Origin of the sequence: Pseudomonas sp. RIT623 (genome assembly GCF_004519305.1) — a bacterium.
Taxonomy (GTDB): Bacteria; Pseudomonadota; Gammaproteobacteria; order Pseudomonadales; family Pseudomonadaceae; genus Aquipseudomonas.
In genome coordinates this window covers 14,660-40,966 of sequence record NZ_SOZA01000014.1, presented here as the reverse complement: position 1 = coordinate 40,966, position 26,307 = coordinate 14,660, and the positions used below count along the sequence as shown (strand labels likewise).

The 26,307-nt window shown below is 65.8% G+C and carries 20 protein-coding genes; 9 read left to right on the top strand and 11 right to left on the bottom strand.

Going from position 1 to position 26,307, the window contains the following annotated elements:
- Nucleotides 1-72: 72 nt before the first annotated feature.
- From E3U47_RS12070 to tadA, 4 genes are all read left to right on the top strand, one after another.
- Nucleotides 73-660: a TetR/AcrR family transcriptional regulator gene (locus tag E3U47_RS12070; RefSeq protein WP_134691668.1), complete on the top strand. Its 588-nt coding sequence runs from the start codon at nucleotides 73-75 to the stop codon at nucleotides 658-660.
- Between the two features lie 137 nt (nucleotides 661-797).
- Complete coding sequence (locus tag E3U47_RS12065) at nucleotides 798-1,577, top strand: APH(3') family aminoglycoside O-phosphotransferase (RefSeq protein ID WP_134691667.1); 780 nt, start codon at nucleotides 798-800, stop codon at nucleotides 1,575-1,577.
- Between the two features lie 115 nt (nucleotides 1,578-1,692).
- Nucleotides 1,693-3,075: a multicopper oxidase family protein gene (locus E3U47_RS12060; protein WP_134691666.1), complete on the top strand. Its 1,383-nt coding sequence runs from the start codon at nucleotides 1,693-1,695 to the stop codon at nucleotides 3,073-3,075.
- Nucleotides 3,075-3,554: a tRNA adenosine(34) deaminase TadA gene (tadA, locus tag E3U47_RS12055; RefSeq protein ID WP_134691665.1), complete on the top strand. Its 480-nt coding sequence runs from the start codon at nucleotides 3,075-3,077 to the stop codon at nucleotides 3,552-3,554. Before E3U47_RS12060 ends, tadA begins: the two co-directional genes overlap by 1 nt.
- 145 nt (nucleotides 3,555-3,699) lie before the next feature.
- Here tadA and mltF read toward each other — a convergent pair whose 3' ends face one another.
- On the bottom strand, nucleotides 3,700-5,157 hold the full coding sequence (gene mltF, locus E3U47_RS12050) for a membrane-bound lytic murein transglycosylase MltF (RefSeq protein WP_134691722.1): 1,458 nt from the start codon (nucleotides 5,155-5,157) through the stop codon (nucleotides 3,700-3,702).
- 360 nt (nucleotides 5,158-5,517) lie between these two features.
- On the opposite strand from mltF, the gene purL reads away from it, so the two are divergent.
- Together purL and E3U47_RS12040 are read left to right on the top strand one after the other, a co-directional pair.
- A complete protein-coding gene (purL, locus tag E3U47_RS12045) occupies nucleotides 5,518-9,417 on the top strand; it encodes a phosphoribosylformylglycinamidine synthase (protein WP_134691664.1) in 3,900 nt (1,299 codons plus the stop codon).
- A gap of 3 nt (nucleotides 9,418-9,420) precedes the next feature.
- Nucleotides 9,421-9,732 (top strand): NGG1p interacting factor NIF3, encoded by a 312-nt coding sequence (locus tag E3U47_RS12040; protein WP_134691663.1) that lies wholly within the window; start codon nucleotides 9,421-9,423, stop codon nucleotides 9,730-9,732.
- 74 nt (nucleotides 9,733-9,806) lie between these two features.
- Here E3U47_RS12040 and E3U47_RS12035 read toward each other — a convergent pair whose 3' ends face one another.
- The 9 genes from E3U47_RS12035 to tatA form a co-directional block, all read right to left on the bottom strand.
- On the bottom strand, nucleotides 9,807-11,846 hold the full coding sequence (locus E3U47_RS12035; protein WP_134691662.1) for an HET-C-related protein: 2,040 nt from the start codon (nucleotides 11,844-11,846) through the stop codon (nucleotides 9,807-9,809).
- Between the two features lie 345 nt (nucleotides 11,847-12,191).
- Complete coding sequence (nagE, locus tag E3U47_RS12030) at nucleotides 12,192-13,856, bottom strand: N-acetylglucosamine-specific PTS transporter subunit IIBC (RefSeq protein WP_134691661.1); 1,665 nt, start codon at nucleotides 13,854-13,856, stop codon at nucleotides 12,192-12,194.
- Nucleotides 13,857-13,868: 12 nt separating this feature from the next.
- Nucleotides 13,869-16,412: a phosphoenolpyruvate--protein phosphotransferase gene (gene ptsP / locus E3U47_RS12025; RefSeq protein WP_134691660.1), complete on the bottom strand. Its 2,544-nt coding sequence runs from the start codon at nucleotides 16,410-16,412 to the stop codon at nucleotides 13,869-13,871.
- 18 nt (nucleotides 16,413-16,430) lie between these two features.
- Nucleotides 16,431-17,453 carry an SIS domain-containing protein gene (locus E3U47_RS12020; protein WP_134691659.1) on the bottom strand — a complete coding sequence of 341 codons (1,023 nt, stop codon included), beginning with the start codon at nucleotides 17,451-17,453 and terminating at the stop codon, nucleotides 16,431-16,433.
- Nucleotides 17,450-18,538 (bottom strand): N-acetylglucosamine-6-phosphate deacetylase, encoded by a 1,089-nt coding sequence (gene nagA, locus E3U47_RS12015; RefSeq protein ID WP_134691658.1) that lies wholly within the window; start codon nucleotides 18,536-18,538, stop codon nucleotides 17,450-17,452. The genes E3U47_RS12020 and nagA overlap by 4 nt, the downstream gene beginning before the upstream one ends.
- Nucleotides 18,539-18,549: 11 nt before the next feature.
- A complete protein-coding gene (locus tag E3U47_RS12010) occupies nucleotides 18,550-19,281 on the bottom strand; it encodes a GntR family transcriptional regulator (protein ID WP_134691657.1) in 732 nt (243 codons plus the stop codon).
- A 129-nt stretch (nucleotides 19,282-19,410) separates the two neighbouring features.
- Entirely contained in the window at nucleotides 19,411-20,145 is a 735-nt protein-coding gene (gene tatC / locus E3U47_RS12005; protein ID WP_134691656.1) for a twin-arginine translocase subunit TatC, read from the bottom strand.
- Nucleotides 20,145-20,432, bottom strand: coding sequence for a Sec-independent protein translocase protein TatB (gene tatB / locus E3U47_RS12000; protein WP_134691655.1), 288 nt, complete (start codon nucleotides 20,430-20,432; stop codon nucleotides 20,145-20,147). Before tatB ends, tatC begins: the two co-directional genes overlap by 1 nt.
- Complete coding sequence (gene tatA / locus E3U47_RS11995) at nucleotides 20,432-20,650, bottom strand: twin-arginine translocase TatA/TatE family subunit (RefSeq protein WP_134691654.1); 219 nt, start codon at nucleotides 20,648-20,650, stop codon at nucleotides 20,432-20,434. The genes tatB and tatA overlap by 1 nt, the downstream gene beginning before the upstream one ends.
- Before the next feature lie 135 nt (nucleotides 20,651-20,785).
- On the opposite strand from tatA, the gene gspK reads away from it, so the two are divergent.
- On the top strand, nucleotides 20,786-21,751 hold the full coding sequence (gene gspK, locus E3U47_RS11990; protein ID WP_134691653.1) for a type II secretion system minor pseudopilin GspK: 966 nt from the start codon (nucleotides 20,786-20,788) through the stop codon (nucleotides 21,749-21,751).
- 235 nt (nucleotides 21,752-21,986) lie between these two features.
- Here gspK and E3U47_RS11985 read toward each other — a convergent pair whose 3' ends face one another.
- Complete coding sequence (locus E3U47_RS11985) at nucleotides 21,987-24,038, bottom strand: PhoX family phosphatase (RefSeq protein WP_134691652.1); 2,052 nt, start codon at nucleotides 24,036-24,038, stop codon at nucleotides 21,987-21,989.
- Nucleotides 24,039-24,244: 206 nt separating this feature from the next.
- Here E3U47_RS11985 and E3U47_RS11980 point away from each other — a divergent pair, with 206 nt between their 5' ends.
- Nucleotides 24,245-25,891 carry a lipoprotein UxpA gene (locus tag E3U47_RS11980; RefSeq protein WP_134691651.1) on the top strand — a complete coding sequence of 549 codons (1,647 nt, stop codon included), beginning with the start codon at nucleotides 24,245-24,247 and terminating at the stop codon, nucleotides 25,889-25,891.
- Nucleotides 25,888-26,307, top strand: coding sequence for a pilus assembly protein PilZ (locus E3U47_RS11975; protein ID WP_134691650.1), 420 nt, complete (start codon nucleotides 25,888-25,890; stop codon nucleotides 26,305-26,307). The genes E3U47_RS11980 and E3U47_RS11975 overlap by 4 nt, the downstream gene beginning before the upstream one ends.

The window sequence follows — 26,307 nt, the reverse complement described above, 5'->3', positions numbered from 1 at the left end:
CGTATGAATGGATCATATACATACGCTCTGAATGTAAGCAATCGGATAATTCGTAGGTAAAGGAGACGCTGGATGGTTCGACGCACGCGTGCCGAGATGGAAGCCACCCGTGCCACGTTGCTGGTCACGGCGCGCCGGGTGTTCAGCGAACACGGCTATGCCGCCACCTCGATGGATGACTTGACCGCACGGGCAGGCTTGACCCGTGGCGCGCTGTACCACCACTTTGGCGACAAGCAAGGCTTGCTCGAGGCGGTGGTGGCGCAGATCGACGACGAGGTGGACCAGCGCCTGAACAGCATCACCGACAGCGCCGACGATGCCTGGGATGGTTTTCGCCGGCGTTGCCGCGCTTATCTGGAGATGGCGTTGGAGCGGGATATCCAGCGTATCGTGCTGCGCGATGCCCGAGCGGTGCTCGGGGGGGCCTCGCAAGCGTCGCACCAGCACTGCCTGGCGACGATGCAGCGGGTGGTGCAGCGCTTGGTCGAGGAGGGCGTGATGGTCCAGGCCGAGCCACGGGCGCTGGCGGCGCTGATCTATGGCAGCCTGGCCGAAGCCGCGGTGTGGATCGCCCAAGGGGATGATGGCGATGCGCGCCTGGTGCAGAGCCTCGAGGCGCTGGACCTGCTGTTGCACGGCTTGCTGGCCGGTAAATGAATAGTCTGTCTCGACCGCGTGGGAGCCAGCCTTGCTGATGAAGCAGGTCATTGCGTCAGCGCCGATACGATTGTTCACAGATCCCTCGGCCATTTTTGCCCACACTCCAGGCAGACCCGCCTGGAGCACAGATAACGATGACTGAATGCAACCTTCCCAAAGGCTGGCGCGAAGCCCATGGCATCCTGGCGCTAGAGGCGCAAACCCTCGGCAAGTCGGGCGCAACCGTGCTGCGTGTCCGCCGGCAGGCTGGCGCTGATCTGTTCGTCAAGGCCGAGCCCGTCACCGCGCTGGCCGAACTGCCCGGCGAAATCAGCCGCCTGCGCTGGATGGCGCAGCAGGGCCAGCCTGTGCCGCACATCATCGATGTCGCTACCGAGCGTGGCTGGCATTGGCTGTTGATGAGTGCCGTGCCGGGGCGCTGCCTGGAGGCGACAGCCACGCAGGCGCCGCGGGCCACGGTGCTGCTGCTGGCCGAAGCGCTACACCAGTTGCACCGCTTGCCGGTCGGGCAGTGCCCGTTCGATCACGCGCTGGCGGCGCGGGTACGCCTGGCCCAGGCGCGGATGCTGGAGGGCCTGGTCGACGAGGACGACTTCGATCCGCTGCGCCTGGGGCGCAGCGCCGCCGATGTGTTCGCCGAAATGCTCGCCGCGCGGCCAAGAGAAGAAGACCGGGTGGTGACCCATGGCGATGCCTGCCTGGCGAACCTGATGGCCGCGGACGGGCGCTTCACCGGTTTCATCGATTGCGGCCGCCTGGGCGTCGCCGACCGCTGGCAGGACCTGGCGCTGGCCACCCGGGATATCGCCGCCGACCTGGGCGAGCAATGGGTGCAACCCTTCCTGGCGGCCTATGGTCTGCCGGAAGATCCCGGCAAGAACCGCTTCTATCGGTTGCTGGACGAGTTCTTCTGAACGCCGCCTGCGACAAGACTTCACTTAATCTTTCGCAAATGCAGGTGTATCGTATTCGCCCTTCATTGCCAGGCCTGCTGGCAGACTGATTGCGCAGAATGAGGTACCCGCACCGATGTCCTTCACCCGTCGACAAATGCTCAAGGGCCTGACCGGCCTCGTTGTGGTAGGCCTGGGCGCCGGCGGCGCGGCGCGCTACTGGCTGGGCAAGGTCGAGGATGACAACGCCGGGCACGACTACGAACTGATCGCCGCCCCCTTGGATGTCGAACTGGTGCCGGGCTTCAAGACCGAGGCCTGGGCCTTTGGCCCGTCGGCGCCGGGCACCGAGTTGCGAGTGCGCCAGGGTACCTGGTTGCGGGTGCGCTTCATCAACCAGCTGCCGGTGGAAACCACCATTCACTGGCATGGCATCCGCTTGCCGCTGGAAATGGACGGCGTGCCCTATGTCTCGCAACTGCCAGTCAAGCCCGGTGAGTTCTTCGACTACAAGTTCCGGGTGCCGGACGCCGGCAGCTACTGGTACCACCCGCACGTCAGCAGCTCCGAGGAATTGGGGCGCGGCCTGGTCGGCCCGCTGATCGTCGAGGAGCGCCAGCCCACCGGCTTCGCCCATGAGCGCACCCTCAGCCTGAAAACCTGGCATGTCGACGAGCAGGGCGCCTGGATGCCCTTCAGCGTGCCGCGTGAAGCCGCGCGCAACGGCACCGCCGGGCGTCTGATCACCATCAACGGCCAGGCCGAGGCGGTGACCGAGTTGCCAGCCGGCCAGGTGGTGCGGGTGCGTCTGCTGAACCTGGACAACACCTGGACCTACCGCCTAAACCTCAAGGGCAACTGCGAGGCGATGATCTACGCCCTAGACGGCAACCCGATCACCCCGCGCCCGTTGGACGAGGACTACTGGCTCGGCCCGGGCATGCGCATCTGTCTGGCGATCCGCATCCCCGAGGTCGGCGAGGAAATCTCCTTGCGCGATGGTTTCGTGCGCCTGGGCACCCTGCGTTCGGTGGCCAGCAGCGAGGCGCCGGGCGACTGGCCCAAGGCATTGCCGGCCAACCCCATCGCCGAGCCGGACCTGGAGAATGCCGAGAAGCTCAACTTCAATTTCGAATGGGCCGGCAAGGTCTCGGTGAACACCGAGAACGGCAAGCCGCCGAGCCTGTGGCAGATCAACGGCCAGGCCTGGGACATCACCGACAAGACCTGCGCCGACCGCCCCATCGCCACGCTGCGCAAGGGCAAGAGCTACATCTTCGAGCTGAAGAACATGACCCAGTACCAGCACCCAATCCACTTGCACGGCATGAGTTTCAAGGTAATCGCTTCCAATCGCCGCAAGATCGTCGAGCCGTGGTTCACCGATACTTACCTGCTGGGCAAGAACGAACGGGCACAGGTGGCGCTGGTGGCGGATAACCCAGGCACCTGGATGTTCCACTGCCATGTCATCGATCACATGGAAACCGGCCTGATGGCCGCGATCGCGGTGGTCTGATGCGCCCGCAGATCATCGATCGCAGCCGCGATCAGGAATTCATGCGCCTGGCCCTCGAACTGGCTGCCCAGGGCGCGGCCCTGGGCGAGGTGCCGGTGGGCGCGGTGCTGGTACAGCACGGCGAGGTGCTTGGCCAGGGCTTCAACCGGCCGATCCTCGACAGTGACCCCAGCGCCCATGCCGAGATGGTCGCGATTCGCGCGGCGGCCCAGTCCGCCAGCAACTACCGCTTGCCGGGCAGCACCCTGTACGTGACGCTGGAGCCGTGCAGCATGTGCGCGGGGCTGATCGTTCATTCGCGGGTGGCGCGGGTGGTGTATGGGGCGCTGGAGCCCAAGGCGGGCATCGTGCAAAGCCAGGGGCAGTTCTTCACCCAGGGTTTTCTCAACCATCGGGTGATGTACGAGGGCGGAGTGTTGGCCGAGGAATGCGGCGCGATCCTCAGCGAGTTCTTCAAGGCTCGGCGGGCGAAAGCCTAGCTGACACGATCCCTGTAGGAGCGGCCTTGTGTCGCGATAGGGCCGCAAAGCGGCCCCGGCGATCCATGCATCAATGCTGAAATCCTGGGGCCGCTACGCGTCCCTTTCGCGGCACAAGGCCGCTCCTACCCAGGGCGGGTAAGCATCACATCGGCGCCGCTTGCTCTGCTGGCTTGTCCTTGTTCACCGCAGGCACATGCAGGTTGCCCTCGGCCACCTGGCCTTCGAGCTGTGGCTGCGTGACCCAGGTGAGGATGTCGTAGTAGCGGCGGATGTTGGCCACGAAATGCACGGGCTCGCCGCCGCGGGCATAGCCGTACTTGGTCTTGCTGTACCACTGCTTCTGCGACAAGCGTGGCAGCATCTTCTTCACGTCCAGCCACTTGTTGGGGTTGAGCTTCTCGCGCCGGGCCAGGGTGCGGGCATCTTCCAGGTGGCCGCTGCCGACGTTGTAGGCCGCCAGGGCGAACCAGGTGCGGTCTGGTTCCTTGATGCTGTCGTCGAGCTGGTCCTTGACCAGCATGAAGTACTTGGCGCCGCCCTGGATGCTCTGCCGGGGGTCCAGGCGGTTGGACACGCCCATGGCCTGGGCGGTGCGCTGGGTAAGCATCATTAGCCCGCGCACGCCGGTCTTGGAGGTCACCTCCGGCTGCCACATCGATTCCTGGTAGCCGATGGCGGCCAGCAGTCGCCAGTCCACCTGTTCGACCTTGGAGCTGGTCTTGAAGTGCTTTTCGTACTTGGGCAGACGTTGCTGCAGGTGCTGGGCGAAGGTATAGGCGCCGACATAGCCGAGTACATCGACATGGCCGTAGTAGCGGTCCTTCAGGCGTTGCAAGGTGCCGTTCTTCTGCGATTTGTCGAGGAACTCGTTGACTTCGTTGAGCAGGCTGTTGTCTTCGCCGGCCGCCACCGCCCAGCGTTGGTCGCGGGTATCGCCCAGGTCGAAGGCCACGCGCACGTTGGGGAAGTACACCTGGTTCATGGCCAGTTCGTTGGAGTCGACCAGTGTAAGGTCGATCTGCCCCTCGTCGACCATGCGCAGCAGGTCGACCACCTCGACGGCGTCGGATTCTTCGTAGTCGAGCCTTGGGTACTGTTTTTTCAGTTCGGCCAGCTGGTCGGCGTGGCTGCTGCCCTTGAGCACCATGATCTTCTTGCCCACCAGGCCCTTGGCGTCGGTCGGGCGCGAGCGACCGTTACGGTAGATGACCTGCGGGGTCACTTCGAGGTAGGGGTGGGAGAACTTCGCCTGGCTGGCGCGGCGCTCGCTGCTGACCAGGCCGGCGGCGGCCAGCACGGGGCCGGAGGGCTTGCCCAGCTGGTCGAACAATTGGTCGAGGTTGTCGGCGGTCTCGATCTCGAGCTTCACCCCCAGATCGTCGGCGAAGCGCTTGACCAGTTCGTATTCGAAACCGGTTTCGCCGTTGCGGTCCTGGAAATAGGTGGCCGGGCTGTTGCGGGTAATCACGCGCAATACGCCATCCTCCTTGACGCGCTCGAGAGTGCTGGGTTTTTCAACACAGGCACCGAGCATCAGGAAGAGTCCGGTTGCGAAGAGCCATTTGGCGCAACGCTGGCGCAAAGCAGAGTGGGCGAACATAGGGTGCAGTATACGCAAAGGACTGCCGGCGCCATATCTCGACAATGGTTGGCAGGTCTGCTAGCGGGTTCTGTGCAGCAGCGGCTCGATTCCTTTGTAGGAGCGGCCTTGTGTCGCGATGGGCTGCGCCAGCGGCCCCCGAGGGTTTTCCCAGCTCAGCAGTGAATTTAGGGCTGCTGCGCAGCCCATCGCGACACAAGGCCGCTCCTACATGGACCGCGTGAAAGTTGGTGGTTTTTTTGACCCCGGAGTCCGGTTCCACCGCCCGGCAGCATTGGCGTAGAGCGGGTGCCGCAAGCCTGCGAATTAGGCTAGAATGCACGGCCTCTAAGCACACCCCTTCCTGAGGCTGTCCCGACGATGTTGATCCTGCGCGGCGCTCCTGCCCTTTCTGCCTTTCGCCACGGTAAATTACTCGAGCAACTGAGCCAGAAAGTCCCCGCTGTTACTGGTTTGTATGCCGAATTCGCCCACTTCGCCGACGTCGACGGCGAGCTGACCGCCGACCAGCAGCAGGTGCTGGGCCGTCTGCTCAAGTACGGCCCGAGCGTGCCGGTGCAAGAGCCGAGCGGCCGCCTGTTCCTGGTCGTGCCGCGCCTGGGCACCATCTCGCCCTGGGCATCCAAGGCCAGCGACATCGCCCACAACTGCGGCCTGCAGTCGATCCAGCGCCTGGAGCGCGGCATCGCCTACTACGTCGCCGGCAACATCAATGACGCCGACGCCCAGGCCATCGCCGCCGAGCTGCACGACCGCATGACCCAGCGCGTGCTGGGCAAGCTGGAAGACGCCGCCGACCTGTTCAGCCACGCCCAGCCCAAGCCGATGACCTCGGTCGACATCCTGGCCGGTGGCCGCGCCGCCCTGGCCCAGGCCAACATCGACCTGGGCCTGGCCCTGGCCGAAGACGAGATCGACTACCTGGTCGCCGCCTTCCAGGGCCTTGCGCGCAACCCGAACGACATCGAACTGATGATGTTCGCCCAGGCCAACTCCGAGCACTGCCGCCACAAGATCTTCAACGCCAGCTGGGACATCGACGGCCAGGCGCAAGAGAAGAGCCTGTTCGGCATGATCAAGAACACCTACCAGATGCACAACGAAGGCGTGCTGTCAGCCTACAAGGACAACGCCTCGGTGATCGTCGGTTCGGTGGCCGGGCGTTTCTTCCCGAACCCTGAGACCCGCCAGTACGGCGCGGTGCAGGAGCCGGTGCACATCCTGATGAAGGTCGAGACGCACAACCACCCGACCGCCATCGCCCCGTTCTCCGGCGCCTCCACCGGCTCCGGCGGCGAAATCCGCGACGAAGGCGCCACCGGCCGTGGCGCCAAGCCCAAGGCCGGCCTGACCGGTTTCACTGTGTCCAACCTGCGCATCCCCGGCTTCGAGCAGCCTTGGGAAAAGCCGTACGGCAAGCCCGAGCGCATTGTCGATGCCCTCGACATCATGATCGAAGGCCCGCTGGGTGGCGCCGCGTTCAACAACGAATTCGGTCGCCCGGCGCTGACCGGCTACTTCCGTACCTTCGAGCAGGGCATCAACACCCCGCACGGCGAGGAAGTGCGGGGCTACCACAAGCCGATCATGCTCGCCGGCGGCATGGGCAACATCCGTGAAGACCACGTGCAGAAGGGCGAGATCACTGTCGGCGCCAAGCTGATCGTGCTCGGCGGCCCAGCCATGCTGATCGGCCTGGGCGGCGGCGCGGCCTCGTCGGTAGCCACCGGCGCCAGCTCCGCCGACCTCGACTTCGCCTCGGTGCAGCGCGAGAACCCGGAAATGGAACGCCGTTGCCAGGAGGTCATCGACCGTTGCTGGCAGCTGGGTGACAAGAACCCCATCGCCTTCATCCACGACGTCGGCGCCGGCGGCATTTCCAACGCCTTCCCCGAGCTGGTCAACGACGGTGGCCGTGGCGGTCGCTTCGAACTGCGCAACGTGCCCAACGACGAGCCTGGCATGGCCCCGCACGAGATCTGGTCCAACGAGTCGCAGGAGCGCTACGTGCTGGCGGTCAGCGCCGAGGACTTCGAGCGCTTCAAGGCCATCTGCGAGCGCGAGCGCTGCCCGTTCGCTGTTGTGGGCGAGGCCACCGAAGAGAAGCACCTGACCGTCACCGACAGCCACTTCGACAACACCCCGGTGGACATGCCGCTGGACGTGCTGCTGGGCAAGCCGCCACGCATGCACCGCTCGGTCACCCGCGAAGCGGAGCTGGGCGATGAGTTCGATCCGAGCGCGCTGGACCTGAGCGACTCGGTCGAGCGCGTGCTGCGTCACCCGGCCGTGGCCAGCAAGAGCTTCCTGATCACCATCGGCGACCGCACCATCACCGGCCTCGTGGCCCGCGACCAGATGGTCGGCCCGTGGCAGGTTCCGGTGGCCGACTGCGCCGTCACCGCCACCAGCTTCGACGTCTACACCGGCGAAGCCATGGCCATGGGCGAGCGTACCCCGCTGGCCCTGCTCGACGCCCCGGCGTCCGGACGCATGGCAATCGGCGAAACCTTGACCAACCTGGCCGCCTCGCGCATCGAGAAGCTGTCCGACATCAAACTGTCGGCCAACTGGATGTCCGCCGCCGGCCACCCGGGCGAAGACGCCCGCCTGTACGACACCGTCAAGGCCGTCGGCATGGAGCTGTGCCCGGAGCTGGGTATCACCATCCCGGTCGGTAAAGACTCGATGTCGATGAAGACCCAGTGGAGCGAAGCCGGCGAGCAGAAGAGCGTCACCTCGCCGATGTCGCTGATCATCACTGGCTTCGCCCCGGTCACCGACATCCGCAAGACCCTGACCCCGCAGTTGCGCATGGACAAGGGCGAGACCGACCTGATCCTGATCGACCTGGGCCGTGGCAAGAACCGCATGGGCGCCTCGATCCTGGCGCAGACCCACGGCAAGCTGGCCGCCCAGGCGCCGGACGTCGACGACGCCGAAGACCTCAAGGCGTTCTTCGCCGTCATCCAGGGCCTGAACGAAGACGGCCACCTGCTGGCCTACCACGACCGTTCCGACGGTGGCCTGCTGACCACCGTGCTGGAAATGGCCTTTGCCGGCCACTGTGGCCTGGAGCTGGAACTGGGCAACCTGACCAGCAAGCGCGAGAAAGTCGCGGCCATCCTCTTCAACGAAGAGCTGGGCGCGGTGATCCAGGTCCGTCAGGACGCCACGCCGGATGTGCTGGCGCAGTTCAGCGCCGCAGGCCTGGGTGAGGATTGCGTCGCGGTGATCGGCCAGCCGATCAACAACGCTGAAGTGCTGATCAAGTTCGAAGGCGAAGAGCTGTTCAAGGGCGACCGTCGCCTGCTGCAGCGCCAGTGGGCCGAGACCAGCTACCAGGTCCAGCGCCTGCGCGACAACGCCGACTGCGCCGACCAGGAGTTCGACGCGCTGCTCGAGGAAGACAACCCAGGCCTGTCGGTCAAGCTCGGCTACGACGTCAACCAAGACATCGCCGCGCCGTACATCAAGAAAGGCGTGCGCCCGCAAGTGGCGATCCTGCGCGAGCAGGGCGTCAACGGCCAGGTCGAGATGGCCGCGGCCTTCGACCGTGCCGGCTTCGCCGCCGTCGACGTGCACATGAGCGACATCCTGTCTGGTCGTGTCGATTTTGAAGCGTTCAAGGGCCTGGTGGCCTGCGGTGGCTTCTCCTACGGCGACGTGCTCGGTGCCGGTGAGGGCTGGGCCAAGTCGGCGCTGTTCAACGTCCGTGCCCGCGATGCCTTCCAGGCCTTCTTCGAGCGTACCGACAGCTTCGCCCTGGGCGTGTGCAACGGTTGCCAGATGATGTCCAACCTGCACGAGCTGATCCCGGGCACCGAGTACTGGCCGCACTTCGTGCGCAACCGCTCGGAGCAGTTCGAGGCGCGCGTGGCCATGGTCGAGGTGCAGAAGTCCAACTCGATCTTCCTGCAGGGCATGGCCGGTTCGCGCATGCCGATCGCCATCGCCCATGGTGAAGGCCATGCCGAATTCGCCAGTGAAGAGGCACTGCTGGAAGCCGACTTGTCGGGTTGCGTGGCCCTGCGCTACGTCGACAACCACGGCAAGGTCACCGAGGCCTATCCGGCCAACCCGAACGGCTCGCCGCGCGGGATCACCGGCCTGACCAGCCGCGACGGCCGCGTGACCATCATGATGCCGCACCCGGAGCGTATGTTCCGCGCCGTGCAGAACTCCTGGCGCCCGGACGAGTGGCAGGAAGACGCGGCCCTGATGCGCATGTTCCGCAACGCGCGGGTCTGGGTTAATTAAGGCGTGTACAAGCTCGCCTTCTTTGTCCCCGACAGCCATATCGAAGTGGTCAAGACCGCTGTATTCGCCGCCGGTGGCGGGCGTATCGGTGACTATGACCACTGCGCCTGGCAGACCCTCGGCCAGGGCCAGTTCCGCCCGTTGCACGGCAGCCAGCCGTACCTCGGGCAGACCGGTCAGGTCGAGGTGGTCGAGGAATGGAAGGTAGAGTTGGTGGTGGCGGATGATCTGATCGCGCAAGTCGTTATCGCGCTCAAGCACAGCCATCCCTATGAAACCCCGGCCTACGAAGTCTGGCAGTTGCTGGACATTTGAGGGTCGCTGGTTCGGTTGTACGAGAAAGGTGGGCGGATGCCCACCTTTTTTATTGCTTAGGCAGTTGGGTTGCGTCAGAACAGAGGGAACGTATTGCGGAAACTTTCATTGAGCTTGATCGGTTGGAAGTCTGGGTTGCTGCTCAGATCCTTGACCCGTTGCTTGGACTGCTCCAGCTCGCGCGCGTGGTGCCGCTCGAAGTAGCTGGCTGATTTACCGTCTTCGATTGCCTGGGCATTGGTGGCGGCCCAGGCAGCAACGATATCGTCTTGCCATTCGCTGTCGTTGGGATGGATAAGGAAGTTCGAGGCCAGGTCCTGCAGCTCGATCCAGTCGATGGTTTCGACGTCATCCTTTTCCCAGATCGCCTGCATCTTCCGCCCGACCTCAAGCACCGCCCACTGGGCAAGCCGGGCTGCCAGGGCATGGAAGGGGTGATCGTCATGGTCCTTGGACAGTTGCGTATGGGTAGGGTCCACGCCAGGCTCGGTGTTGGGATCGCCCAGTGCTGTCTGGTGGTCATGGACCACTTCACCAACTTTCAGCAGTGCCCTCTGCAAGTAGGCATTCATTATTTGGCTGACCAACCTGCTTGGCTTGCCAATGGCCCAAAGCAGTCTCGAGCTGAACCTGACGAGTGGGTTGTCATGTATCCCATCGCGGATAAGCAGCACTGCGCGCATTGCAGTGTACCAGCGCAGGTCCTCCTGCTCTGACAGTACTAACAGCAGGGCTTTGTCGGCTCGCGAGCGGTAACCGGGTTGCCGTTTGTCTTTGGGGTCTTCCGTGGAGAACAGTATTTTGCCAAGCGGTTCGACAATGCTTGCGATGACATCCAGAGCGCTGAAAAGACCGGTGACAATCGGCAAGCTATGGCGGTACTCCTCATTCGTTGTGGTCCATGGCAGAACGTCATGGCCTTGTTTGATCAGGCTGAGTTCAACGAAGTTGGAATGGGCAAAATAGTCCTCCAGCACATGCAGGGCCTCGCCGAAGCAACGCATGCCATCTGGGGTCTTGCCATGCTCCGCCGCTTCGAACAGCTTATGACGCATATAGCTTTCGGCGGAATCGATATGGTGCTTTTTCGAGGTATTTGGGTTTACTTGGGTAGCTTCATCGCCGGGTCTCACCAGTCGCTCGAAGTCCTCATCGATCAGTTGTGGATCAACCGGGTTCTCGCTAAGGTTCGTGGGGTTGTCGATATGCTCGGACGGTCGGTACACGCCTAGCATTTCGTTGGTAACCCGGTAGGCTTCGCGACCTTCATCGGTATCTTGCAGGCTGATGAATTCCTCGTAGGCAAAGATATCGACGATTTTTGTGATGGCTTCCCGTGGTAATTGCCATGGGTGTTCGCGGTTGAAGTTTGCCGTGCGAATGATCTTCGGGTCGACTAACTGCGAGTGGTCTCGCAGCCAGTTGCCAAAATAGATCGCCTTGCATTCAAGTTCGGTGAAACCCACATCTTTTAGAACCAGTTCGATAGACTCGTGGCCGAAGGAGTTCTCTGAGCCATTGCCTGTGCCTGCGCCAAACCGAGGCTTGATGATGGGGGTGTCTGACTCCTGTGGCAGCAGACTTTCGAGGTCTGGGGCGGCACTGAGGTCCAGCACCAGGGGCGAGGTTTGCTCTGCGTTGGTGTAGTGGCCGAATTGAGTCCCTGTCTCAGGGGTACTGTCGAACAGGCTCAGCATTGCTGCATAGTTTTCGCCGACCTCTTCGGCTCCAAGCAACTCTGGCATTGGGTCCAGCGCAGAGAGCTCGGACTCGAACAAGGCATGCAGGTGCCGACCGAACGCGCCCAGCATTTCAATTAGCAGATTGGGGGCAGTGGTGGGATCTTCCAGGGCTTGCTCGATAGCGGTGACATCGACGCTGATGGTACGGGTGTCGCTGTCGTAGCTGGCAATGCGCTCGGCATTTTCATCGACGCGGTGATCCGGGTTTTCGACATCGTCCGCGAGCAGGGCATTGCGGAACTTGATGTAAAGCTCCGCAGGAACTTCATAGCCGAAGATCGGCGTGAACATCAGTACAAATTCCAATTCTTCGTACTTGCGTGCAATCGCGGTTAATTGCTCCAGCGCGAAGGTGCTGTTCAGTTCGCTCATGGTGGCGTCCTCATTAATGGTTGGACGACAACATTGCTGTTCGGTGAGCGGTAACAGAATATGGAAGAAGTACCTTACATCGGTGTCAGGCTGATCTCGCGGCGTAATCGTTTGTTTCTTGCGTGCGGTTGCAGTGTTTTCCTACGTGCTGGGCTAATGTCCTGTCTCGGAAATACGCGCTCTTTTGGCAAGTGGCTTGGCTGTTTGGTCAAGGCGCCACGACGAGCCATGGCAGGGCTATGGCAACGCCAGCCAGGCGCCCAAGATGCCGGCAAAAGTGAATAGCTTGTTTCCGAGACAGGGCACCAGGGGCAACACCTGGCTGGCGTGCCCCTGCTTCTTGTATCAACCGTGCAATGCCTGACTCAGTGACGCGGCCCGAGTACCCAGCAGCAAATGCCAAACACCATCGGCCTGTTGGCTGATGCCCTGGCAACCCAGGCTCATCAGTTGCGCCGAATTGACCTGGTCCTGGTCCTTGAGCTGAATACGTACCCGGCTTAGCGCCACGCACTGCGCTTTCACCAGGTTGTCGCGACCACCCAATGCCTGCAGCCAATCTTCGACGGCTACCGCTTGCGTGGCGGGAGCCGGCATGTCTGGGCTGAGCGGGGGGGCAATTGGCGCATGAGGTATCTCGGCACGTATTTCATCCGCTAGCGCATCGGCCATCGGCCCGACCACCACCTGCAGGCTGCCGCCGCTGCCGGGGCGGACCACGGCCAGGGCGCCTAGGCTCTTCAGCGTCGCGTCGTTGGCCAGGCTGCGGTCGGCGAGCACCAGGCGCAGGCGTGTGGTGCAGGCATCGATACCGTGCAGGTTGGCGCTGCCGCCGAGGGCGTCGATATAGCGTCGGGCGCGGCTGGCGTCGCCGGCCATGCTGGTCTGCGCGATGGGTTGCTCTTCACGGCCCGGAGTCTTCAGGTCGAAGCGGCGGATGCAGTAGTCGAACACGAAGTAGTAGACCACGGCATACAGCAGGCCTACAGGGAACACCAGCCAACCGTTGCTGGAACGCCCCCAGCCCAGGGCCATGTCGATGGCGCCTCCGGAGAAGGTGAAACCCAGGCGGATCCCGAGCAGGTCGCACAGCGCCATGGACAGTCCGGTCAGCAGCGCATGGATCAGGTACAGCAGCGGCGCGAGGAACATGAAGGCGAACTCGATCGGCTCGGTCACCCCGGTCAGCGCCGAGGTCAGCGCCATCGACAGCAGTACCCCGCCGATCAGCTTGCGCCGCGCCGGCAGGGCATGGCGGTACATGGCCAGGCACGCGGCGGGCAGGCCGAAGATCATCATTGGGAACATCCCAGCCATGAACTGGCCGGCATTGGGGTCGCCGGCGAAGTAGCGCGCCAGGTCACCCGTCACCACGCCACCGGTCGCGCCCTGGAAGCTGCCGAAGACGAACCACACCAGGTTGTTGAGGATATGGTGCAGGCCGGTGATGATCAGCAGGCGGTTGAGCACGCCGAAGAAGAACGCGCCGATGCTGCCGCTCTCCAGCATCAGTTGGCCGAGGCTGTTGATGCCGTCCTGGATCGGCGGCCAGACCAGGCCGAACAACAGCCCGAGGAACACCGCCGACACCCCGGTGGCAATCGGCACGAAGCGCCGGCCGCCGAAGAACGCCAGGTAGTCCGGCAGCTGGATGTCCTTGAAGCGGTTGTACAGGCCGCCACCGAGCAGGCCGCAGAGGATCCCGGCGAGCATGCCCATGTCGATCTTCGGGTCGATCACCTTCAGCGTCGCCACCAGCACCAGGTAGCCGATGGCCCCGGCCAGCCCAGCGGTGCCGTTGTTGTCGCGGGCGAAGCCCACGGCGATGCCGACGGCGAAGATCAGCGCCAGGTTGGCGAAGATCGCTTGCCCTGCGTCATGCACCAGGGCGATGTCGAGCAGGTCGGTGTCGCCCAGGCGCAGCAGCAGGCCGGCGATGGGCAGGATGGCGATGGGCAGCATCAATGCGCGGCCGAGCCGCTGCAGGCCCTGGATGAAGTGCTGGTACATGGTGCGCTCCGATTATTGTTGTAGGGCCGCGGCGGCGGCCGGTTGGGCGTGGGACTGGGCGGTGAAGTCGCGGCAGGCCTGGCGCACCGCGGCGGCGCTGGACAAGCCCAGCAGGCCCTGGCTGAAGCGGCGGCAGGCGGCGGCATCGAGCTGGCGCACCTGCGCCTTGATCTCGCCGATCTGCGGCGCGCTGACCGACAGCTCGGCCACCCCCAGCCCGACCAGCACCGGTGTGGCCAGCGGGTCGCAGGCCAGCGCACCACACACGCCAACCCAGCGCCCGTGCTTCGCCGCGCCCTGGCAGGTCAGCTCGATCAGGCGCAGCAGGGCGGGGTGCAAGGCATCCACCCGCGCAGCCAGCCCGGCGTGGTCGCGGTCCATGGCCAGGGTGTACTGGGACAGGTCGTTGGTGCCGATGGAGAAGAAGTCGGCATGTTCGGCCAGGCGCTCGGCAAGCAGCGCCGCGGCCGGCACCTCGATCATCACCCCCAGCTCGGCGCGTTGCCTGATGCCCAGCTCGCCGGCCAGCCGGTCTAGGCGCTGGCGGATGGCGACCAGCTCGTCGACTTCGGTCACCATCGGCAACATGATTCGGCAACGTTGTTGCGGGCTGACTTGCAGCAACGCGCGCAACTGCTGGTCGAGCAGTTCCGGGCGCACCTGGCCCAGGCGGATGCCGCGCAGGCCCAGCACCGGGTTGGCCTCGGCCGGCAGGGGCAGGTAGTCGAGCTGCTTGTCGCCGCCTACATCGATGGTACGGATGATCACCGGGCGTTCGGCCATGGCATCGAGCACGGCCTGGTAGGCGCTGCGCTGCTCGGTCTCGTCCGGCGCGGTGGGGCGGTCGATGAACAGGAACTCGCTGCGCAGCAGGCCGATGCCGTCGGCACCTTGGGCCAAGGCCTCGGCGGCCTCCTCGGCACTGGCGACGTTGGCGGCGACCTCGATCACTTGGCCATCGCGGGTGCGGGCGCTTTGTTGGGCGGCGGCCTGCTGGCGTTGGCGGGTTTCGCGGCGCTGTCGCACAAGACGCTGGACCTCGGCCAGGCGCTGCCCATCGGCCTCGGTTTCCAGGCGGCCCTGGTCGGCGTCCAGCACCAGTGGCGTGCCGGCGGGCAGCTCCAGCAGCGCTTCGCCCACGGCCACCAGGCACGGCAGGCCGCGGGCGCGGGCAAGGATGGCGACGTGCGAGGTGGCGCCGCCGGCGGCCATGCACAGCCCGGCGACCTCGTGGCGGGCCAGTAGCAGCAGGTCGGAGGGCGTCAGTTCATGGGCGACGACGATGGCCGAGGGGGGCAGGCGCAGTTGCCGGGTTTCACCCAGCAAGGCCCGCAGAACGCGCTGTTGCAGGTCGTACAGGTCGTTGGCGCGCTCGGCCAGCAACGGGTTGCCCAGGCTGCGCAGGATTTGGCACTGGGCATCGATGGCACGGCTCCAGGCATGGCTGGCGGCGACGCCGTTGGCGATATGCTGGCGGGCGTCGCCGAGCAGGGCCGGATCGTCGAGCAAGGCCAGGTGGGCCTCGAGGATCGCGGCCGCGTCCTCCTGGCCGCGCGGCAGGTGGCGCCAGTCGCGGTCGATGGCGTGGCGCACTTCGGCCAAGGCCGTGTTCAACGCCTGGTGCTGTGCGGCGGGGTCGTTGTCGCCGTTGTCGGGCGGCAGGCTGACCCCGTCCAGCCGGGCCAGCGGCCCTTGGGCCAGGCCGGGGGCGGCGCAGACACCGGTAAGCATGCCGGGCCCGGCAGTGGGCTTGGGCATGGCGGTGCTGGTCGGCGCGTGCGCGGCATGGCGCTCACCGACCGAAGCTGTCTGCACGGCGGCGATCAGCGCCAGTAGCGCGGCCTGGCTGTCTGGCCCGGTGCATATCAGTTCGACTTCGGCACCTTCGCCAACACCCAGCCCCATGACCGCCACCAGGCTGTCGAGGTCGGCCTCGCGCTCGGCGAAGCGCAGCACGGCATGGCTCTGGAAACCTTGCGCAGTCTGACGCAGCAAGGCAGCGGGGCGGGCGTGCAGGCCGCCGTGATGAGCGACCCGGGCGTGACCGCGCGCGCTTTCATCGCTGACCGGCCGGGCATTCGCTTCGCGAGCCGTGGCCTCGACCTCCAGCAGCGCCGCGCCGAGCTGCGCAGTGCCTGCCTCCAATTGCCTCAGGCCAAAGCCTGGGCCATTGCTGATCAGCATCACCGTAACCAGGCTGACACAGTGCTGCGCCACCAGGTCCATGTCGAAGCGCACCAGCGGCTGGCCTTGGCTGACCTGGTCGCCCAGCGCCACCAACGGCGAGAAACCACGGCCCTGCAGTTGCACGGTGTCGACACCGATATGCAGGAGGATTTCCGCACCGTTGGCTGCGCGCAGGGTCAGCGCGTGGCCGGTGCGGGCCAGTTGCACCACCTCGCCGGCACACGGGGCGTGCAGCACGTCGTTGAGCGGGTCGATGGCGACGCCGTCACCGAGGGTGGCGTTGCTGAACACCGGGTCCGGCACTTGTTCCAGCGGCACCAGCGGCCCTGCGAGCGGGGCATGGAGGATGATCTTGTTATTGTCGGGCATGCGCTGTTCCTCGCGGCTTCACTGCGTGCAGGTCACTTTGCTCAGGTGGCGCGGCTGGTCGGGGTCGAGGCCACGGGCCTCGGCCAGGGCCGCGGCCATGACGTAGAAGCTCTGGATCGCCAGCAGCGGGTCCAGGGCCGGGTGTTCGGCGCAGCTCAGGGTGAGGTCGCGCCCGGCGATATCGGCGGGTGCCGCCAGCAGCACATGGGCGCCGCGCTGGCGCATGTCGGCGGCCAGTTGCAGCAGGCCGGCCTGCTCGACGCCGCGCGGGGCGAACACCAGCAGCGGGTACTGGGCGTCGATCAGCGCCATGGGGCCGTGGCGCACCTCGGCGCTGCTGAAGGCCTCGGCCTGGATCACCGAGGTTTCCTTGAACTTGAGCGCCGCTTCCTGGGCGATGGCAAAGCCGGCGCCACGGCCGATCACCATCAGCCGTTCGGCGTCACGCAAGGTGTCGAGGGCCGGGCTCCAGTCCTGGGCGGCGGCCTCGCGCAATTGCGCGGGCAGGGCAAGGCCGGCTGCCAGCAGGGCGTGGTCCTGGCCCCAATGGGCGACCAGGCGAGCACTGGCGCTCAGGGTGGCGACGAAGCTCTTGGTCGCCGCCACCGACAGCTCGGGGCCGGCGCCCAGCGGCAGGTGGTGCTGGCAGGCCTGCTCCAGCGGCGAGCCCTCGGCATTGACCAGCGACACGGTGGTCGCGCCGCACTGGTTCAGGCGACGTAGGCTGTCGACCAGGTCCGGGCTTTGGCCCGACTGCGAGAAGCCCAGCGCCACCTGGCCGCGCACCCGCAGCGGCGCCTGCTGCAAGGTCACCACCGACATCGGCAGCGAGGCCACCGGCAGGCCGAGTTGCTGCATGGCGACATAGGCGAAGTAACTGGCGGCGTGGTCCGAGCTGCCCCGGGCCACGGTCAGCGCCACCTGCGGGTCGAGCCGGCGCAGCTGTTCGCTCAGGGTTTCCAGGCGCGGGTCCAGGGCCTGGTTCTGTCGTTCGACGACATCGGCGCAGCTGCGGGCTTCTTCGAGCATCCTTGAACTCATGCGGTTTCTCCTTCGACCATCACGGCGGTCAGGTTCAGTTGGCGATCGAGCAGCACCGCGTCGGCCCAGGCGCCCGGTTGCAGGCGGCCACGGTCGGCGATGCCGAGGTAATCGGCGGGGTAGCGGGACAGGCGCGCGGAGGCCTCGGCCAGGGGCAGGCCAATCTTCACCAGGTTACGCAGGGCCTGGTCCATGGTCAGGGTGCTGCCGGCCAGGGTGCCGTCGGGCAGGCGCACGCCGCCCAGGCACTTGGTCACGGTGTGGCTGCCCAGGCGGTATTCGCCGTCGGGCATGCCGGCGGCGGCGGTGGAGTCGGTGACGCAGTACAGGCACGGGATCGCGCGCAGGGCCACCTTGATCGCCCCGGGGTGCACATGCAGCAGGTCGGGGATCAGCTCGGCGTAGCGGGCGTGGGCCAGGGCCGCGCCGACGATGCCCGGCTCGCGGTGGTGCAGCGGACTCATGGCGTTGTACAGGTGGGTGAAGCTGCTGGCGCCGGCCTCCAGGGCCGCCACGCCTTCCTCGTAGCTGCCCAGGGTGTGGCCGATCTGCAGGCGGATGCCACGCTGGCTCAAGGCCTGGATCAGCGGCAGGTGCCCGGCGATTTCCGGGGCGATGGTGATGACCTTGATCGGCGCCAGTGCCAGGTATTCCTCGACTTCGTCGAGCAGCGCCTGGTGGGCGAAGTTCGGCTGAGCGCCGAGCTTGCCGGGGTTGATGTACGGGCCTTCCAGGTGCACGCCGAGAATGCGCGCGCCTTGGCGCGGTTGCTTGAGGTGCGCGCCCAGTTCGGCCAGTACGCGGGCCAGTTCCTCGCGTGGCGCGGTCATGGTGGTGGCCAGCAGCGAGGTGGTGCCGAAGCGCCTATGGGTGCGGGCGATGGTAGCGAAGGCCTCACCGCCCTGCATGATGTCGCTGCCGCCGCCGCCGTGCACATGCAGGTCGATGAAACCGGGCAACAGGTAGGGCAGGTCGTTGGCCAGCGGGTCGCACGGGGTGCCCTCGATGGCCTGTATGCGGCCGTTTTCGAGGTGCAGTTGGCCGCACACCCAGCCGTCGGGGGTGAGGATGTTGGCGATGTCCATGGGGGCTCCGGTCAGCGTCGCAGTTCGGCGACGAAGTCGTAGTAGTCGTTGCGGCAGTAGGTGTCGGTCAGTTCGATGGCGGTGTTGTCGTCGAGGTAGCCGATCCGGGTCATCAGCAGCATGGCGGTGCCGGGGGCGATGCCCACCTGTGCGGCCAGTTCGTCGCTGGCGTTGATCGCGCGGATGTGTTGCAGGGCGCGGACCACCGGGCGGCCGAGTTGGTCGAGGTGCTGGTACAGCGAATCGCCGATGGCCTGTGGGTCACCAAGCAGGCGGGCGGGCAGGGTGCTGACCTCCACCGCCATGACGATGTCGTCGGCCTTGCGCAGGCGCTTGAGGTGGGCCACCTGGTCAGTGGGCGACAGGCCGAGGCGGATCAGTTCGTCGCTGCTTGGCGTGCCGATGCTGCGCTCCAGCCACTGCGAGCTGGGCACGAAGCCTTTCATGCGCAGCATTTCGCTGAAGCTCGACAGGCGTGACAGGGGTTGTTCGAGGCGTGGGGTGATGAAGGTTCCGGAGCCCTGGATGCGCTGGATCAGGCCTTGTTCGAGCAGCACCTCAAGCGCCTTGCGCGCGGTGACCCGGGAGATGTCGAGGGTTTCGCTGAGGGTGCGCTCCGAGGGTAGCGCCTGGTCGGCGGTCCACTGGCCGGCGTGGATGGCCTGCTCCAGGTTGCGTGCCAGCTGCAGGTAGAGCGGGGTGGCGCTGGTGTCGTCGGGGCGCAGGGCCGATAGAGGACGCATGGGCGGTGTCCGGTATTGTTGTTTGGTAGAAAATTAATACCACTTTAATACCAGGTCAATACCACTGGTCTGATCAGGAATCTCATTTTTTGATTCAGGGCTGCGCAGCAGCCCTGGCAATCCATCGGTCTACCCAGCCCTGCGCACCACCCCGCACGCCAGCAACCCCACCTCGAACAGCAGCCACATCGGCACCGCCAGCATCGTCTGGGAAAATACATCCGGTGGCGTCAGGACCATCCCCACCACGAAGCAGCCGACAATCACATAGGGCCGGCTGCGGCGTAGCGTGGCCACGTCAGTGAGCCCTGCCCAGACCACGATGAAGGTCGCCACCGGGATCTCGAAGGCCAGGCCGAACGCCAAAAACAGCGCCAGGATGAAGTCCAGGTACAAACCGATATCGGTCATCATCGCCACCCCTTCCGGGGTCACGCTGGCGAAAAAGCCGAACATCATCGGAAACACCAAGAAGAATGCGAACGCCATGCCGCCGTAGAACAGCACGATGCTCGACAGCAGCAACGGCAAGGCGATGCGCCGTTCGCGGCGATACAGCCCCGGGGCGATGAAGCCCCAGGCCTGGTGCAGCAACAGCGGCATGGCAACGAACAGCGCGCACATCGCCGTCAGCTTGAACGGCGCCAGAAACGGCGAGGTGACGCTGGTGGCGATCATGCTGGCGCCTTCGGGGAGGTAACGGCGCAGCGGTTCGGAAATGTGCGTGTACAGCGTCTGGGCAAAGGAGAACAGCCCGCAGAACACCAGCACGATCACCAGCAGGCAGCGCACCAGGCGTTTGCGCAGGTCGCGCAGATGATCGGTCAGCGGCATGCGCGCCGCCTGGTCGAGAGCGAGGGGCATCAAGCGCTCTCCTTGGCATGGGCGACTGGCGTCGGGTCATTGGCCGGCGTCGCGTCGAGCTGGATACCTTGGCGCAGCTCCTGCTCCAGGCGCTGCAACGGCGCGGCATCCAGGGCGGGCATGTCGATCTCCCGTTCCACCTGCGCCTTCAACGCATTCAGTGCCCGACGGGCCTGGCCCAGCCCACGGCCCAGGCTACGCGCCGCCACCGGCAGGCGCTCGGGGCCGAGCACCAGCAGGGCGACGATGCCCACCAACAGCAGTTCGGTGAAGCCGATCTCGAACATCAGGCCTGACGATCCGTTTGCGTCTGCTGCGCCGGCTGATTGTTCAGCACCTGCGGCTGTTGCTCGACAGTGTTGTCGGCAGTGCCGCCCATGGACTTGCGAAAGCCCTGGATCGCCTCGCCCACATCAGCGCCCAGCCCCTTGAGACGCTTGGTGCCGAACAGCAGGAAGACGATCAACAGCACGATCACCAATTGCCAGATTCCGATGCCACCCATGTAAGACCACTCCTGTCAGGTCAAAGAAAAAGGAAGGCCAATCCTGCCCTGCGCAGATGACGGGCACATGACTGCCATGTGCCTGCAACAACCGGCGTGTTGACTGGCGCTTTCAGCGGCCACGGGAAGACAAGGATGGGGCGCAGGCGACAACGGGGCGCGGCACTGCTGATGGTGCTGGTGGTGCTGGCGATGCTGGCGGCGGGGCTGGCCTGGCTGGTGGAGGATGGCCGGCGCCAGGTGGACGCGGTGCGCCTGCTGCACCAGCGGGTGCAGGTGCGCGCCATGGAGCAGGCTGGCCTGGCCTATGCCTCCCAGGCCCTGCGTGATCCGGCCTGGCGCGCCAGCCCGCTGTTCTGGCAGGCCCTTCGCGGGCAGCCGCTGGCCTACGACTTTGGCGCCGGCGAGGCGCAGTTGCGGGTGATCGACCAGCACAGCTGCTTCAACGTCAACGCCCTGCTGGGGGAGGATGGCCCACGGGCCGAGCGCCAGTTGCGCCAGCTGTTGGGCGATGACATGGCTGCCGAACGGCTGGTCGATGTCCTTGCCGACTGGCTGGATGCCGACAGCGATGCTCGTCTGCAGGGCGCCGAGAGCGCCCAGTACCTGCGCCAGCAACCACCGCGACTGGCGGCCAACCAGCCTATGCTCGACACCAGTGAACTGAACCTGCTGCTGGAGCCGGACAGTGGTCGGCAAGGCCGCTATCGAATGCTTTGCGCGCTGCCATCGACCAGCGGCTGGCGGCTCAATGCCAATGCCTTGGGGCTGGAGCACTTGCCATTGCTGGAGGCGATGTACGAAGGACAGTTCTCCCGTTCGATACTCAGCCGCGTGATCAGTGGCCGCCCGGCTGCCGGGTATGTCGATGCCGCGGCCTTGCGCCAGGCGCTGGGGGCGGTGGATGACGAGACCTTCGCCCGGCTAAGCGAAGGGTTGTTGCTCAACAGCGGCCATTTCGTCCTGCAACTGTCGTTCGAGGAAGAGGGGCGCACGCTGCGCAGCCAGTTCCAGATCGAGGCACTGGGCGTGGTGCAATGGCATGCGCGGGTGCCGGCGCAGCAGGTACGGGTCAGAGGGCGGGAGCCGGTGGCCTGGTAGCAGACAATCGCAGGTTGTGCGCAATCTGTGTAGGAGCGGCCTTGCGTCGCGAAAGGGGCGCGCAGCGGCCCCAGATTCTGAGCCACCATCAAAATCGCCGGGGCTGCTGCGCAGCCCTTTCGCGACGCAAGGCCGCTCCTACAGTGACCGCGCTAGCTTTAGCAGTTGAGCAAGACAGTCGCTCCCACAAGGTGTACGCAAACCCTTGAGGGAGCGGCCCTGCGCTTGGGGCGAATCAGGCGGTGCCGATCTCCCCGTCATCATCACGCTGGATCACCACCGTCGAGGCCCGTGGCCGCACCGAGCTGCCGGCCGGCGTGACGTCGGTGGCCTTGTCGGTGCTCGGCCAGTTGTCCGGGTGCTGGATGTTGACGAACATGGTCTTGTTGTCCGGGGTGAAGGTAATGCCCGTTACCTCGCAACCATTGGGCCCGACGAAGAAGCGGCGCAGGTCCACCTGGTTGGTGGCGTTGACCGGGATCTGCTTGCCGTTGGCATCCACCAGGTCGGTGGGGATCACCGCCAGCAACTGGTCGTTGGTGTAGCTGGTCAAGGTGGCCTCGCCATTGTCGGTCTCGAACCACAACACACCGCGGCTATCGAAGCTCATGCCGTCGGGGCTGGCGAACTGGTTCAGTTCGGTCAGGCCCGAGCGGTTGATGTCTGGGGTGCCGGCGGCGTTGGCGCCGAACACGAAGATGTCCCAGGTGAAGGTCTTGTGATCGTCGCTGTCGTGCCAGCGGATGATGTGGCCGTGGCGGTTCGGCCCGCGTGGGTTGGCCGCATCGACCTTGGCCGCGGTGCGTGCGCTGTTGTTGGTCAGGGTCAGGTAGACGTCGCCGTTGAGCGGGTTGACGGCAGTCCACTCGGGGCGGTCCATCGGTGTGGCGCCCACGGCGTCGGCAGCGCCACGGGTGTTGAGGATGATGCCCGGCAGGTCGCCGAACTGCGCCCCCAGGGTGCTGCCGGCGGTGGTCGGGGTGGCCACGTCGAGCAGCAGCCACGCGCCGGTGCCGTTGGCATCGAAGCGGGCGACATACAGCTTGCCCTTGTCCAGGTACTTGGCGCCGGTGGCCAGGCGGTCGGCCGGGTTGGCGTCGGCCGGGTCCCACAGCGCGTCGGAGACGAACTTGTACAGGTACTCGTTGTTGGAGTCGTCGCCGGTGTACCAGACCAGCGGCTTGCCGGCCACCGGCAGGCCCGGGCAGCAGCCTTCGTGGCGGAAACGGCCCAGGGCGGTGCGCTTCACGGCCAGGGTGGCGGCGTTGTAGGGGTCGATCTCGACGATGTAGCCGTAGGTGCTGGCTTCGTTGCGGAAGTCGTCGGTGGCGCTGGCGCCGGTTGGGGTGATGTCGAAGCGGGCGAATTCGCCGGCCACTTCGCTGGCGTCACCGGCGGCAGTCTCCCACTTGTACTGGCCGCTGCTGCTGGATACGCCGATGCGCACCTGGTTGGCCGGGCGGGTGCCCTTGTTGACGAAAATGCCGGGCCAGTTCTCCTCGCAGGTCAGGTAGGTGCCCCATGGGGTGTAGCCGTTGCCGCAGTTGTTGTTGGTGCCGCGGCACTGGGTGCCGGTGGGCGAGAACTTGGTCTTGACGTGGTCGGTGCCGCGCATCGGGCCGGCAATATCCATCAGCGAGACGGTAGTGAAGCGGCGGTTGAGCGGGTCGTTGTCGACCACCTGCCAGCGCCCGGCGACCTTGCTGATGCGCACCACGCCGGCGCCGTGGGCGTTGATCTCCTTGCGCACCTCTTCGACCGGGCGTTTGCCGGCGACGGTGGTGGGCCCGCTCGGGTGCAGGGCGGCGGGGTCGATGTACTCGAAGTTGATCGCCAGCAGGCCGTCGCTGGAGCTGCCGTTGATGGGGAAGAAGTGCATGCCGTCATGGTGCATGCCCATGGCGTTGGCCTGGTCGGTGGAGCTGTTGCTGCCGTCGGCCTTCCAAGGGTTGGCGGTGGCGTTCAGCGGTGTGCCCCAAGGGGCTAGCACGTAGGCACTGTAGCCGGCGGCGACCACGCAGGCGTCGGTACGCGAGCCGGTGATCGAGTTGAAGCCCAGCTTGAGCTTGGGTTTCTCTGGCGTGGTGGGCGGTGCCGGATCATCGTGGTTGGAGCCACCGCCGCTGTCGAAGCAACCGCTCAGGCCGGCACCGGCGATCATGGCGATGGCGGCGCCGAGGCTGCCGCGAACCACGGCGCGACGGCTCAGGTAAGTGTCCATGACACTGGCCATCGGCAGGTTGCCGCTCGGGTTGCGGTCCAGGTTATCGCCGCTGTCTCGACTCATCAGGGTGTCCTTTTTTGGCTGAGTTGAAGGAAACCGCGACTGTAGACGGCAAGTATGATGATTGATTGTCAGATTTGTTAACGCGCGTTTAAAACTTGCGGCTATTACTAAAGGTTTAATCAAGTACCTTTTGGAATTACCGTCGGTTTTCTGCCATCAAACTGTCACGCAAGCGCCGCAATATCCGGGGCCCAACGAGAACAGGGATGGCGGAGTCGATGGCAAGCAGGCGCGAAGTGATCAGCTGGATGGGTGTCGGTGCCCTGGCACCGTTGCTCGGTGCCTGCTCGGCCTTGCCCATGCCCCGTGGCGCGGCTGACCGGGCGCTGGACTTGCTGTATGTCGCCGATACCCTCGACGCCCGCCAACCCGGCCAGGCCGTGGTGCCGGCTACACGGCTGGGGCCGGTCAGCCACCTGGGCCGGGCGCCCTGGATGAGTGGTCCGAACGCCAGCGCCGGACAGCCGGCGCTGGCGCCACTGCTCGATGCCAATCTGGCCGGGCAGGCCCGCACCGGCGGCTACGCGGTGTTGGCGGCGCTGCTCGAGCAACTGCGGCTCGAGGCGGGTCGCGAGCAGTGCCTGACCCTGGAGAACGGCCAATGCTGGAACGGCAGCGGCCTGGCCTACCTCACCCAAGGTGAAAGCGGTGTGCAGGGCAGCCAGTTGCTGGGCAGCGAGGTGCGGGTCAGCAGCGATGAGCGTGTGCTGTGGCCGCAGCGCAGTGCCGGGCTCTATCGCCAGTCTTCCTCTATTACCCTCGGTGCCGGCCTGGCCGATGCCCAGGCCAAGGCCCTGGGCGTCAAGGGGCTGCAGGTGTTCCAGCGTGGTGGTGTGCGCATTGCCGTGGTCGGCGTCACCGACCCTTATGCGCAGGATCAGAAAGCCTCCCTCAAACAGTGGTACCAATCCTTGCAACCGAGCTTCCAGCAAGCCCGGCGCGAGGCCGACCTGGTGGTGGCGCTGGCGGATGTCGGCACCGGCCCTGGGCTGTGGCTGGCCGAGCGCGTGCCGGAGGTGGATGTGCTGCTGTGTGCCCGTGGCCAGGACCTGTGGCCGGCGCCCGTGCAGGCCACTCAGGCCAGCGGTTGCCGAGTGCCGGTACTGTTCGCTGGCTGCCGGGCCAGCGGCGCGTTTCGCCTGCGCTGCCGCCAGGCAGGCGGCCAATGGCAGTTCGAGGCGCGGTTCTTCCCGGCCTTCGAGCACAGCCTCGCCCCCCAAGCCCAGGCCCGCGCCAACCAGGTGCGCGGCGAGTTGCAACGCCAGCGCAGCGGCCATGCCGCCTGGCTCGACCAGCCGCTGGCCCGTGCCCCCGAGGCGCTGTGGCGCCGCGATACCCGTGGCGGCAGCTGGGACCGCCTGCTGCACCAGGCCCTGGCCGACGACTCGAGCATGCCGGTGCTGCTGCCCGGTCTGCGTTACGACTACCCTCTGCAAGCCGGTGAAGCGATCACCCGCGAGCATCTGATCAGCCTGACTGGCGGCTATCCCGCCCCGGTGGTCGAGGCCCCGGCGCGCCAGGTCGAGCAGGTGCTGGAAAACGCCGCCGAGCAGCTGTTCGGCGATCCGTTGCTGCTGGACAACAGCCAGGACCTGCCGCGCTGGCAAAGCCAGGACTGGCAGGTGAGCTACAGCCCCAACGGCAAGCGCATCATCGGCCTGCAACCGGTCGAAGGGCTGTGCCGTACCTTCGGCCTGCATTTCGATGCCCAGGCCGGCGCGCCGCTGTGGCAGACGTTGGAAGCCTGGCTGAGCCGACAGACTCCGGGCTGGGCCTTGGCGCCTTTGCAACTGCCAGCCGTGCGCTACGTGCAGGGCCACCCCGGTTGGCATCCGCACCAGGTGGCCGCGTGACCTCGCGGCTGTTCAGCTTCGGTCTGCTGACCCTGGCCGGCTGGCTGGCGGCGCAGTGCGTGCTGTTGCTGAGCCGCCAGCCGCAGCCGGCCAGCGCGCCCCAGCAGGTACTGGCGCCGTTGCCCGGCTTGCTGGTCGAGCATTGGCAGGCGCCGCTGGACGACGGCCGCATCCCGCTCACCCGCCTGCCCCTGGCCTACCTGGGCGGGCTCAAGGCCCAGCCGCTGTCGGCCAGCGTGGTGGTACTGCGCCACGGCCAACAGGTGCGCACCCTCGGCCGTGGCCAGCGCCTGGCGCCGGGCATCGTGCTGCAGGACATCGACGCCGATGGCTTGATTTTCGACAACAACGGCCGGCGCGAGCGCCTGCCCTGGCCACCACGCCCCGCCGTGACCGGCTTAAAGCGCCAAGGATGA